At 33.4% G+C, this 12,224-nt stretch carries 10 protein-coding genes; 4 read left to right on the top strand and 6 right to left on the bottom strand.

The genetic code is table 11. The annotated features are described in order from the left end of the window. Positions 1-4 precede the first annotated feature (4 nt). The 4 genes from ACE94K_RS21740 to ACE94K_RS21755 form a co-directional block, all read right to left on the bottom strand. Positions 5-727, bottom strand: a complete 723-nt coding sequence (locus tag ACE94K_RS21740) for a CsgE family curli-type amyloid fiber assembly protein (RefSeq protein ID WP_378177590.1) — start codon at positions 725-727, stop codon at positions 5-7. A gap of 17 nt (positions 728-744) precedes the next feature. Beyond that, positions 745-1,260 carry a hypothetical protein gene (locus ACE94K_RS21745; RefSeq protein ID WP_378177593.1) on the bottom strand — a complete coding sequence of 172 codons (516 nt, stop codon included), beginning with the start codon at positions 1,258-1,260 and terminating at the stop codon, positions 745-747. 84 nt (positions 1,261-1,344) lie between these two features. After that, positions 1,345-2,787 (bottom strand): hypothetical protein, encoded by a 1,443-nt coding sequence (locus tag ACE94K_RS21750; RefSeq protein ID WP_378177596.1) that lies wholly within the window; start codon positions 2,785-2,787, stop codon positions 1,345-1,347. Positions 2,788-3,117: 330 nt separating this feature from the next. After that, positions 3,118-5,304: a glutamine synthetase III gene (locus ACE94K_RS21755; protein ID WP_378177599.1), complete on the bottom strand. Its 2,187-nt coding sequence runs from the start codon at positions 5,302-5,304 to the stop codon at positions 3,118-3,120. A gap of 219 nt (positions 5,305-5,523) precedes the next feature. On the opposite strand from ACE94K_RS21755, the gene ACE94K_RS21760 reads away from it, so the two are divergent. After that, positions 5,524-6,549, top strand: coding sequence for a glutamine synthetase beta-grasp domain-containing protein (locus ACE94K_RS21760; RefSeq protein ID WP_378177602.1), 1,026 nt, complete (start codon positions 5,524-5,526; stop codon positions 6,547-6,549). Between the two features lie 303 nt (positions 6,550-6,852). On the opposite strand, the gene ACE94K_RS21765 is transcribed toward ACE94K_RS21760, so the two are convergent. After that, a complete protein-coding gene (locus ACE94K_RS21765) occupies positions 6,853-7,806 on the bottom strand; it encodes a calcium/sodium antiporter (RefSeq protein ID WP_378177605.1) in 954 nt (317 codons plus the stop codon). A gap of 183 nt (positions 7,807-7,989) precedes the next feature. On the opposite strand from ACE94K_RS21765, the gene ACE94K_RS21770 reads away from it, so the two are divergent. The 3 genes from ACE94K_RS21770 (at position 7,990) to ACE94K_RS21780 (ending at position 11,632) form a co-directional block, all read left to right on the top strand. Further along, positions 7,990-8,346, top strand: coding sequence for a BlaI/MecI/CopY family transcriptional regulator (locus tag ACE94K_RS21770; RefSeq protein WP_378177607.1), 357 nt, complete (start codon positions 7,990-7,992; stop codon positions 8,344-8,346). A gap of 4 nt (positions 8,347-8,350) precedes the next feature. Continuing rightward, a complete protein-coding gene (locus tag ACE94K_RS21775) occupies positions 8,351-10,489 on the top strand; it encodes a M56 family metallopeptidase (RefSeq protein WP_378177610.1) in 2,139 nt (712 codons plus the stop codon). 330 nt (positions 10,490-10,819) lie between these two features. Continuing rightward, a complete protein-coding gene (locus ACE94K_RS21780) occupies positions 10,820-11,632 on the top strand; it encodes a hypothetical protein (protein WP_378177612.1) in 813 nt (270 codons plus the stop codon). 62 nt (positions 11,633-11,694) lie between these two features. Here the strand turns inward: ACE94K_RS21780 and ACE94K_RS21785 are convergent, their stop codons facing one another. Further along, a complete protein-coding gene (locus tag ACE94K_RS21785) occupies positions 11,695-12,207 on the bottom strand; it encodes an adenine phosphoribosyltransferase (RefSeq protein ID WP_378177615.1) in 513 nt (170 codons plus the stop codon). Positions 12,208-12,224 lie beyond the last annotated feature (17 nt).

Below are 12,224 nucleotides of genomic sequence, written 5' to 3' on the forward strand. Positions count from 1 at the left end.
GTAATTAATACTGAAAAATATCTTTTTTTTGCTTTTTTAAATCTTTGAAATATTTATAAACCCTGCGTATCGAAATTTTAGACATTTGCTCTAAATATTCTAAATCGGGTTTACCAAGGAATTCATGAATGACTTTATCTTCTATTTTTACCTGAATAATCGTACTTCTTCCAAAACTAAGAGTTTCATAAACTCCAACTATTTTAGATCCGTTTATTCTGTTAAGCGTATAAGAGTTATAAAAGAATTCATAAAAATCTTTTCCGGGTTTTGTTTTTGTTTCTTCAACTACAATTCCCTTTAACTCTATACCATCATCCTCGACATACTCTTCTTCTTCTACTTTTTGCTTAACCTTTTCATTGAATACAATTCGATCTTTACCTACAATCGTTTCTTCTTCAAAAATCAGTAAAAGAATGATAATTTTATCGCTTTCATCAATACCTACAGTAGTCGTTGCGAGACTTTGTTGTTCATTAGCCTCCATTGTAAATCTTCCTTCCTGATCATTTCTAGCAACATTATTATCTGTATCTGTTCTGAAAACCGAAAATGTATACTTTAAACTTTTATATACTTCTGTGGCATTAGTTGCTACAGCATTTACCGAAACAATATCATCTATCCTTTCTGTTTTGATTTTAGCAATTACTTCGGTATTGGTAAACTGACCATTTGAAAATTGAAATATTAATACAAATAATACGATCAGCTTAAATTTCATAAGGTAAAAACTTGGCTTTAAAAACTTCTGACAATAATTGTACGATTGTTTCCGGTCATTGTAAATTTTAAATTCTTTGACAACTCATTACTTCCAAATCTCTCAAAAGTAAGATTATCTCCTTCTTGAATTAGTTCTAAACTTGTTGACAATTCTCTATTAAAAGAAAAATCGGTTACTACATTATTATTACCATTTTGAGTAATAAATTTTTCTATTTCTTTAGATGTTTCATCTATCTCAATCAGATTTTCCTCTCCGTTCTGACTTAACCGGATATCTGATGATTGCGCTGTGATCATAGAATTAACACTGTTGTTTGCTCCTATTTGCTGAATAAATACAGAATTATTAGCAGTCAAATTTTCTCTTGCAACCTGTACACTCGTATTGTTTTGCAATTGATTTAGTACAATGAATCTTTCTTGACTTTCAACCAATGACCTATCCTGATTCTCGTTATTTTGAGCATAAGAATTTCCGCAAAGAAACAGACTAAATGCTATAAGATATAATGTGAAATATTTTTTCATTGGTAAAAGGTATTTAAACTAGTAAAAGAGTTACACCAACTTTACAGTTAGTGCAACTCCTTTCAAATATATTAAATTTATTTCTTAAAGCTCTCCTGCAGAACCGCTCTGAGTAACTACAGCAGCATTTGCTGATCCATTTTGTAGGATCACACTACTATGAGATTCTCCTACCTGAGTTACAAAAGTTGTGTTACCAGTTCCAAACTGAGTATCTTGCGCAAAGTTTGATGTACCAACTTGAAAAATATCACTTATATTATTAGACCCATCCTGAGAAGAGATAGCCATATTTTCGTCTCCAAATTGAAATTGTAACACTAAGTTCTCTCCTCCAAAAGTTAGTAAATTTTGCTCTGCAAAAGCGTCATTACCATTTCCTATTTGAGTTTGATCTACTTCATTATTATCTTCTTCGTGTTGTGCAAAAGCAATATTCCCATCTCCGGATTGAGATTGTTGTATAATACCACCTCTAGATGCAAAGAAGAAACTTCCTTGAATAGCCTCTGCTGAGTTACCGTTACCGTTCTGAGATTGAACAGTTACATTATCAGTACCATCCTGAGAAATACTAGCGAAATTCTCATCACCAACCTGATCCTGATCTGCAATATTATTACTTCCGTTTTGAGAAGCTCCTGCAGCGTTACCACTTCCAAACTGAGTTTGGATCACAAAGTTTTCTCCTCCAAATGATCCTAAATTTTGATCAGCAGATGCTGAGTTAGCGTCACCTACTTGTCCTTGAAGTATAACATTATTATCTTCTTCGTGGTTTGCAAATGCTGTATTCTCATCCCCTATCTGGATTTGTCTTACATCACCTCCTCTTGAATCGAAAAAGCTACTACCCTGTAAAGAAGTTGCTGAGTTACCGCCACCTTGTTGATCCTGAAGTAAAGAGTTGCCTTGACCCCACTGCTCACCAACAGCTAAATTAGCATCTCCTACTTGAAACTGTTCTGCTGAGTTGAAATCACCAACCTGAGCCATAGATGCTGTATTAAAAGCTCCTTCTTGTAAAATACCACTAAAGTTAAAGTCCCCTTCTTGAGCAGTTGTAGCCGAATTAGCTTCTCCAGTCTGAATTTGGAAAGCTGCATTTGCGCTTCCTTCTTGAGAAGCTATAGCTGAATTTGCGTCTCCTTCCTGAGATTGGCTAGTGAAATTAAAACCACCAAAAAATGCTAGGTTCTGAGTTGCGCTGGCAGAGTTTCCATTACCTATCTGATCTTGATACACTTCATTCGCATCTTCTTCATGCTGGGCAAAAGCGCTATTCTTATCACCAATCTGGGTTTGCTCTACGATTCCATTTCTAGAACTGAAGAAATCACTTCCTTGAATGGCTGTTGCACTATTTCCAGCTCCTTCCTGAATTGTAACTGAAGCATTGGAATCCCCAACTTGAGTAACATCTGTAGTGTTATCTTCACCTGTTTGACTAACATCACTCGTATTCGATTGTGCAACCATCACTGACACACTTAATAAAGTTGCTAGACTAAAAATTACTTTTTTCATACGTAAAATATATTAAATTTGATTAATAATTAAATCCTAGGTCAAATATTTTGGGGCGTACGAAGGAGTGCCAGACTTACTTATCTAACGCTCTCTTTACAAAAAAATCTGGGGAAGATGTTTCACAAAAATTAAAAGCTCTTTTTGTTTAACGAAGCAAATTTATGAAAACATTAAGGGTAATTTTGAATATTTTGTAAGATTTCGACAAAATGCATTACGGAAAACCCATAAAAACTGCAATTTCCTATGGGTTTTTCAAGGGTTTAACAGATATTAATTTTTTGTTAAAAATAAAACAAAAAACAAGCTTAGTCAGTGAATTCTTACCTATCTGGTAAATAAAAGCTCTCTGTACTTAGTTAAAGGCCATAACTCGTCATCTACTAATAGCTCTAGTTTATCACAACTGTACCGAATTTGATCAAATAACGGCTTTACTTTATTACAATAGTCGGCTGCCTTTTTTTCTAAATCGCTTAATTGATTTGCTTTTCTTCGTTCTGCTGTCATTTCATTTACCTTGGTATTTATCTTACCTATATGTTCAGAAATTTCTTCTATGATTTCCATTTGCTCTTTTGCATATTTCTTAAAATCCTTTTCATATAGATTTTTCAAACCTGAAACATTGCTTATTAACATATTTTGATACTTGATAGCTGTAGGTATAATATGATTCCTGGCAATATCACCCAACACTCTTCCTTCTATTTGTATACGCATAACATACTCTTCAATTTCGATTTCATATCTCGCTTCTGCTTCTACCTTATTCATAACCCCCATTTCCTCAAAAAGGTCTAAGGTTTTCTTGGAAACTTTTGCTTTCAGAGCTTCAGGAGTAGTTTTATTATTACTCAATCCTCGTTTTTTTGCTTCTTTCTCCCAAGCTTCTCCGTATCCATTGCCTTCAAAAAGAATATCTTTTGATTTCTTAATATATTCTCTTAATACATTAAAAATTGCTTCATCCTTTTTCAAATTCTTTTTATCGATCAGTTTATCTACTTCTTTCTTAAATTCTACCAGCTGCTTTGCTACAATAGTATTTAGAATGGTCATAGGATTTGCACAATTAGCTTTTGAACCAACTGCCCTAAACTCAAATTTATTACCTGTAAATGCAAAAGGCGATGTTCTGTTACGATCTGTATTATCCAATAATATCTCCGGAATTTTCCCCACCACATTAAGCTTAAGATCGGTTTTTTCCTGTGGAGACAATTTTCCATCGGTTACTCCCTCAAGCTCTTTTAAAACCGCTGTCAATTGCTCTCCAATAAATACCGACATAATTGCCGGAGGAGCCTCATTAGCACCGAGTCTATGATCATTACTAGCAGATGCAATGCCCGCTCTCATTAATTCTTCATGCTCATTTATAGCCTTAATCGTATTGATAAAGAAGGTTAAAAATTGAAGATTGCTCATGGGTGTTTTTCCCGGACTCAATAAATTGACTCCAGTATTGGTACCCAAAGACCAATTATTATGTTTTCCCGAACCATTTACACCCGCAAATGGCTTTTCGTGCAATAACACTTTTAGCTGATGTCTTGAAGAAACTTTTTCCATTATATCCATAAGTAAGGAATTATGATCTACAGCCAGGTTTGTTTCTTCGTATATAGGAGCAAGTTCAAATTGGTTAGGAGCTACTTCGTTATGACGAGTTTTTACAGGTATGCCTAACCGTATACATTCTACCTCTAAATCCCTCATAAAAGCCAATGCTCTTGTCGGAATACTACCAAAATAATGATCATCTAACTGCTGTCCTTTTGCAGATGAATGGCCCAACAATGTCCTACCGGTCATTACCAAATCCGGCCGGGATTCAACCAGAGCTCTATCGATTAGAAAATACTCTTGCTCCCATCCTAGAGAGGCATTTACTTTTTTGACATTTTTATCAAAATATTTGGCAACCGCAGTTGCCGCAGTATCCACAGCTTGCAAAGCTCGTAATAAAGGAGTTTTATAGTCAAGCGCTTCGCCAGTGTAAGCTACAAAAACGGTAGGAATACATAGTGTTGTTCCATAAATAAACGCCGGAGAGGTAGGATCCCAGGCCGTATACCCTCTAGCTTCAAAAGTATTGCGAATGCCTCCATGTGGAAAGGAAGAAGCATCAGGCTCCTGTTGCACAAGCTGCCCTCCCTCAAATTTCTCTATACCTTGACCATTGTCGATGGTTTCAAAAAAAGCATCATGCTTTTCAGCTGTTGCTCCCGTAAGAGGCTGAAACCAATGCGTGTAATGTGTTACTCCTTTTGAAAGAGACCAATCCTTCATGGCAGATGCAATTTGATCTGCAATTTGCCTGTCAATTTTCGTTCCGTGGTCGATCGCATCCATTACACTACTATATGCATCTTTTGTTAGATACTGAAGCATAGTAGCCTGATTAAAAACGTTTTCACCAAATAAAACAGATCGACGTTCTGTCTCTGTAACCATCACAGAACTGCGACGTAAGGATTCTTTTAATGCTTGAAATCTGAGTGTTGACATAATTGAGTAACTTTTTTACAAATATAAAGGAAGTTTTTATTGTTAATATTAAAAAAATGCTCTGATAAAATTAAAATAAAATCAAAATACCCTGCAAAAAAGTAGGGTGTTGATAAAAATTGATAAAAAAAATACATTTGCCCCCCTATTTTTTTTCGGTTATCACAAAATAAAACTAATTTTGAAACCTTTAAGAGTTCAATTTATAAAGTGTTAATTATGAGTAAAGCTAAATTAGAATACATTTGGTTAGATGGTTATAAACCAACTGCTAATCTAAGAAGTAAAACAAAAATTGAAGAAGATTTTAGCGGAAAGTTAGAAGACTGTCCGGTATGGTCTTTTGATGGTAGTTCTACCAGACAAGCTGAAGGTGGTTCTTCTGACTGCTTATTAAAACCTGTAGCTATCTATCCTGATCCAACAAGAAGAAACGGATATTTAGTAATGACCGAAGTTCTAAATCCTGACGGAACTCCTCACGAATCTAATGCAAGAGCAACGATTGATGATGATGATAATGATTTCTGGTTTGGTTTTGAGCAAGAATACTTTATTATGGACAAATCCACTCAACTACCGTTAGGGTTCCCTGTTGGTGGATACCCTGGTCCTCAGGGAATGTACTATTGTTCTGTAGGAGGAAAAAACACTCACGGAAGAGCATTTGTAGAAGAACACGCTGATCTATGTATCGACGCTGGACTTAATTTTGAAGGCATCAATCAAGAAGTAGCAAGTGGACAATGGGAATTTCAATTGTTCGCAAAAGGTGCAAAAAAAGCAGGAGACGAAATCTGGATCGCAAGATATTTACTTGATAGACTTACTGAAAAATATGGATATTATATAGAATATCACCCTAAACCTATCAAGGGAGACTGGAATGGTTCTGGTATGCACGCAAACTTCTCTAACGAAATTTTAAGAACTTGCGGATCTAAAGAAGTTTACGAGACTATCTGTGAAGCATTTAGACCGGTAACTAAAGAACATATTGCTGTTTATGGTGAGTTTAATGACCAAAGATTAACAGGAGAGCACGAAACACAGTCGATCAACGAGTTCTCTTATGGAGTATCAGATAGAGGAGCATCTATTCGAATTCCTATTATTACTGTAGAAAAAGGATGGAAAGGATGGTTAGAAGATCGTCGTCCAGCTTCAAATGGTGATCCTTATAAAATTGCTGCAAGAATTGTGAAAACTGTTAAAACTGCCGATGTTTCTGCAGTAACTGCATAATAGAATATTCTAAGCGCAAGTACCTAACTAACGTGTTAAACGCAAAACAGTCTCTTGTTTATTCAAGAGACTGTTTTTTTTGATCTAATTATTACGAGATTTGGAACGTTGATAAAACACACTTCTCTTCAATATATTCCTGTCTACGGTAAACAAGCATTTCTTTAAAGACAAGCTTTCATATGATATTTTAACCAAACAGAGAAGCTTAGAATACTATTCAACATAAGAACAAAATCATCTAAAACTTTTCACCATCTTCTAAAAAGTTAGTTTCTGATCCTATTGAAACAGAGATAGCCTCTATTTTATAAATACCAGTGCTATAAAAATACAATAGCCTGCAAAAATAAGAAATCCTTTAGGTCTGCTTAAAATCATTTTCTTAGGAATAAAGGCCAACGGCAACAATATCATTGCAAATCCAAGCATCCAAAAAATGTCAATCTCCATAAGACGTGTATCACTAACCGTAATTGGCTGAATCAAAGATGTAAGACCCAAAACAGAAGCTATATTAAAAATATTAGAACCAATAAGGTTTCCTAATGAGATAGCTTTTTCTTGTTTTAACGCTGCAATTACCGAAGCAGCCAATTCCGGAACGCTGGTACCAACAGCTACCATCGTAAGTCCAATAACCGCTTCACTTACACCCATTCTGGTAGCAATATCCTTAGCTCCTTCTACTAATAGCTCTGAACCAAAATATAAAGCCAACCCGCCAATCAACAACCATAGAAGCATTTTAAAATTAGAGACCTTTTCTAACCTCCCATCCACTTCTTCGACCATTGCATCTGCATGCCCACGAGCTCTTCTGATTAATAAAAACAAGTAAACAACTAGTGAAATTAACAACACAGCTCCTTCGGTTCTTGTTAATACTCCATCATTATCCAGAAAAAAATACAACACAAAGGACAATAACATCATAACAGGCCAATTGAATTTATAAAAATCCTTATCTATTGCCAAGGGACCAATCAGAGCAGTGATACCCAAAACTAATCCGATATTAGCTATATTAGAACCAATGATATTACTCAGAGAAAGATCAGCAGCTCCGCTTAAAGCCGCTTGTAAACTTACCAGTAACTCCGGCGCAGAAGTTGCAAAAGAGACCACGGTAAGACCAATTACCATTTTAGACAACTTTAATCTAAATGACAATGCCACTGATGAACGCACCAAATATTCTCCTCCAACCACAAGAAGCACAAATCCAATAATCACAAAAATTATACTCTGAATCATATATCATTTATTTGTTTGCGAATATAGAATAAGTATGTCATATCTATAGAATGTTACACTAATTTTTGAGTTTGATTCTTTATAATCCTTATAATGAAAACTATAAAAATAGTTAAATAACTACGAAAATAGTTGTAAAACTAAAAACGTAGTTATATATTTGAAATTATAAGACATAAAGAAATGGAAAAACTTACCAATAAGGAAGAGGAAATTATGCAAGCCTTGTGGAAATTAGAGAAAGCGTTTGCAAAAGAAGTTCAGGCGGAACTTAGCGATTCTGTACACTACAATACAGTTTCTACAATTATAAGAAATCTTGAAGAAAAAGGATATGTCGATCATAAAGCCTATGGTAAAACACATCAATATTTCCCTATTATCTCTAAAGAAGCTTACAGAAGTAATTTTGTTAGTAAAGCAATGACAGAATATTTTAACAATTCTTACAAGAATATGGTTTCCTTTTTTGCCAAAGAAGAAAAAATTACAGCTGAAGAGTTACGAGAAATTTTAGACGTAATAGAACAAAAAAAGTAAATTTATGGAAGCATTTTTAATATACTTATTGAAATCAAGCGTAACATTATCCATATTCTACCTTGTTTATCTTTTTTGTTTAAGAAAAGAAACTTTCTTTACACTAAACAGACACTTTCTTTTAGCAGGAATTATTTGTTCATTACTACTTCCGTTCTTAGAGTTCACAACGGTAGAGTTTGTAGAAAAACCCGTATTCAAATCAATAAACTTCACTTCAACGACTTCTTCAAACTTAGAGGCTGAATCAGCATTTGTAAATTGGTGGTTGATTGTATTTATCTTATATATTTTTATCGCCATATTGCTATTCGGTCGTTTTATTTTTCAACTTATCTCCCTGAAAAGGATAATTACAAAAAGTAAAAACAAACAAAAAGGAGGGTTTTCTATTTTAAAAACGAAAGAAGATATTGCTCCATTTTCTTTCTTCAGATATATCATTTTTAACCCTTTACTTCATCATACTGAAGAATTAAAAATGATACTAAAGCACGAAAAAATACACGCAAAACAATATCATACCATAGACATATTAATCACTAATCTTTTCGTAATATTTCAATGGATAAACCCTATTTCTTGGCTTTACAAAAAAAGTTTACAACAAAATTTAGAATTCATTGCAGATCACGAAGCCATACGGAATCTTCCATCAAAAAAAGAATATCAGTTGGCACTAATAAAAGTATCGTCAAATAATTTTTCATCAATCACCAATAATTTTTATCAATCATTAATCAAAAAACGAATCGTTATGTTAAACAAAAAAGAATCAAATCATCAAAATCTCTGGAAAGCAACAATTATTTTACCTCTTTTAAGTCTTTTTTTATGGGGTTTTAATACTAAAACAGAAATACATTATATCCAGAATGAAACACCAGAACTAAATATTTTACCTAATATACAACAGCAGAGAGAAATGCTTCATGATTCAGAAGAAAATATGTTTCCCGTCAAAGAAAAAAAACCTGTTAATCGAACTACACCTTTGTTTCCCAAAAAAAATGAATCACAGAATAGCAATGATCTGCGAAACACGTTTCCGAAAAATACAGTTTTAAAGAACAAAACTAAAAACTCAATTCCAACAAATAAACAACAGCCTGCTACTCCAGAGGTTTTGACATCTCAAAAAAATACTATCGAATTTGTAATTGACAAAACTTTTACAAATGATGATCTGGAAAGAATAAAAAGAATATTTAAAAACGAATATGAGGTTGAGATCAGCTTTAGTGACATCAAAAGAAATGACGCTAATGAAATTATAGGTATTAGTTTAGTCATGTCTTCCGAAAAAAGCAACGCTAACTATTCAATTGCAGATCACACTCCGATTTTGCCATTTGTATTATCCTACGACAATAAAAAAGACAAGATCAAAATTGGACAATATTTTACTCATAATGATATCAAAAACGGCTCGACCTCTAGCTTTTATATCGAAAAAGAAGATGAGAACAATGGTATAATAAAAATAAACTCATTTACTAAAAATAATGAGCATACGACTCTAAAATATGACTCCGCCAACAAAAAAGTAATAGCAATAGACAAAAATGGTAATGAAAAGGAACTAAAACCTAACGTTGTATATAACGATAGCGATAACAATATTTTCATACAGAATCACGGAAATGGAATGATTTACGATTTTGATAACAACTCAGAAAAAAAACCACTATTCTTTATCGATGGAAAAAAAGCCAGTAAAAAGGAAGTGAAAAAATTAAAATCTTCAGACATAGATAGTATTGATGTATCCAAAGGCGAAGCGAGCATTAAGAAATACGGAAAAAAAGCAAAAGACGGTGTCATCAACATAACCACGAAAAAGAATAGTAATGAGGGAACTGGATTTTCTTTTAAAAACGACCCTAAAAGCTATTCAATAGTTAATTCAAATAATGATAAAAAAGTAAAAATTAAAGTCTCTGATGGAATGAATTTTACCTCAGGAGCAAGTAAGCCAAAACCTTTAGTATATATCAATGGAAAAAAAGCCGATTACAGCAAACTACAAAAAATTGAAAGTGATCAGATAGCTTCAGTAAATATTTACAAGGATTTAAAAGCCCTAACAAAATTTGGTTCAGAAGCTGAAAATGGTGTCATAGAAGTTATCTTAAAAAACTAGCGATATCTTTGCTTAAAAACAAGTAACCAGAACTCATCTCAATTTGATGAGTTTTTTCTATTTTAGAAGTATGCAAAAACAACTTTTTATTTTTCTGGCAAAACTAAATAAACTAATACTTCCAAGCTTCACAAAAAGAAGCCTGGACCTTAGCAAAGCTTCTAAGTTACAATTGCTGATTTTTGGATGGAGATTGTATGTCACAAAAAGGGCTTTGGACTAATCTTAAAAAATCTTTCTTAAATATAGCCAGCCTGCAACACTAAGCTCCATTTTTCGTATTTATAACTGAATTTATCTCAATTAAAATTTAAAAAAATAATATTTAGTATGAAAAAATGGATAATTGCAGGAATGGGTATACTAGGTATATTCTCCTTAACAGCATTTACATCAGCATCATATTTGGAACAAATTCAAGATGTCTCTGAGTTTAATGAAATCATTGCTACCATCAATAAGAATACGACTGAAAAGGAACTGGAAGACCTCAAAACATTCTTTTTAGAAAACGGTATCGAACTAATAATAGAAACAATCAAATTTAATGATCAAAATGAGATCACTAGCCTGAGCGTTATCCTTAAAAAAGGAAATGCTAAAAGCAAATATTCTTCATCGTCATCAGAACCGATATCGGATGTAGAACTGGGATATAAAAACGGAAATTTATACATCACCAACTCAGGTATGTTTGACATCGCATCTTGGAGAAATCAAATTGGTTTTAACAATCGAAATTTTGATATGGATAGCATCTTAAAAAACCAGAATTTTAGATTTGATTTTGATAAGGAAGGAGATTCTTTATTTTTTAATGGACAACACTTTGATATTGGAAAGTTGAAAGATCAGATAATGAATTCTTTTAATTTTGAAGAAGATGAAAACGGAAATTTCATTTTTAATGGTCAACAATTTCCATCACATTTCAATAAATCCAAAAAATTTAGCTTTGTAGATGATCCGGATATTGACAAACTTATTATAATTGATGGTAAAGAAGCTGATTTTAAAACGCTAGATGATTTAGCCAAGTCAGACCGCTTAGAAGAGGTTGATTTTCTGAAACCAACCATCGCAATGAGTATTTATGGAGACAAAGCAAACGATGGAGCCATCATTGCAACTACAAAAAAATAATCTTATAATAAATTTATAAAAAGAACCTTCAGCATTTTGAAGGTTCTTTTGCTTTCTATTTATCAGTAATTTATCAAAGAAACTACTGTTTTCTGTAGTTTGTCTCTTCCATTAAGAAAATTCAATTCCATAATAAAATTGCATTGCACAACAGTACCTCCTAATTCTTCAACAAGTCCGCAAACAGCTTGCGCCGTACCTCCAGTTGCCAATACATCATCGTGAATTAATACCCTCTCCCCTTTTATAATTGCATCTTCATGAATTTCTAACACATCCTCTCCATACTCCAATCCATAGCTTTTAGAGTTTACCTTAAATGGTAACTTCCCTTTTTTACGAACCGGAACAAAACCAGCTCCCAATCGTTGGGCTATCATACCACCAAGAATGAAGCCTCTTGCTTCAATACCGATAACTTTATCAATATTCACATTATCGGGACACAACTGCGCTAATCGATCTGCACAATACACTAAAGCCTCTGGATTTGCCAAAAGCGGTGTAATATCTTTAAAAATAATTCCCGGCTTCGGAAAGTCGTGTATATCTCTTACTAATTCTTGTATGTTCATACCTGCAAAATAACGAA

The organism is Aquimarina besae, from assembly GCF_042434905.1.
In the GTDB taxonomy this organism is placed as follows: domain Bacteria; phylum Bacteroidota; class Bacteroidia; order Flavobacteriales; family Flavobacteriaceae; genus Aquimarina.

Excerpts from the sequence above, each read along its gene's own strand:
- ACE94K_RS21740 (WP_378177590.1), bottom strand. The coding sequence starts at position 727 with ATGAAATTTAAGCTGATCGTATTATTTGTATTAATATTTCAATTTTCA.
- ACE94K_RS21745 (WP_378177593.1), bottom strand. The coding sequence starts at position 1,260 with ATGAAAAAATATTTCACATTATATCTTATAGCATTTAGTCTGTTTCTT.
- ACE94K_RS21750 (WP_378177596.1), bottom strand. The coding sequence starts at position 2,787 with ATGAAAAAAGTAATTTTTAGTCTAGCAACTTTATTAAGTGTGTCAGTG.
- ACE94K_RS21755 (WP_378177599.1), bottom strand. The coding sequence starts at position 5,304 with ATGTCAACACTCAGATTTCAAGCATTAAAAGAATCCTTACGTCGCAGT.
- ACE94K_RS21760 (WP_378177602.1), top strand. The coding sequence starts at position 5,524 with ATGAGTAAAGCTAAATTAGAATACATTTGGTTAGATGGTTATAAACCA.
- ACE94K_RS21765 (WP_378177605.1), bottom strand. The coding sequence starts at position 7,806 with ATGATTCAGAGTATAATTTTTGTGATTATTGGATTTGTGCTTCTTGTG.
- ACE94K_RS21770 (WP_378177607.1), top strand. The coding sequence starts at position 7,990 with ATGGAAAAACTTACCAATAAGGAAGAGGAAATTATGCAAGCCTTGTGG.
- ACE94K_RS21775 (WP_378177610.1), top strand. The coding sequence starts at position 8,351 with ATGGAAGCATTTTTAATATACTTATTGAAATCAAGCGTAACATTATCC.
- ACE94K_RS21780 (WP_378177612.1), top strand. The coding sequence starts at position 10,820 with ATGAAAAAATGGATAATTGCAGGAATGGGTATACTAGGTATATTCTCC.
- ACE94K_RS21785 (WP_378177615.1), bottom strand. The coding sequence starts at position 12,207 with ATGAACATACAAGAATTAGTAAGAGATATACACGACTTTCCGAAGCCG.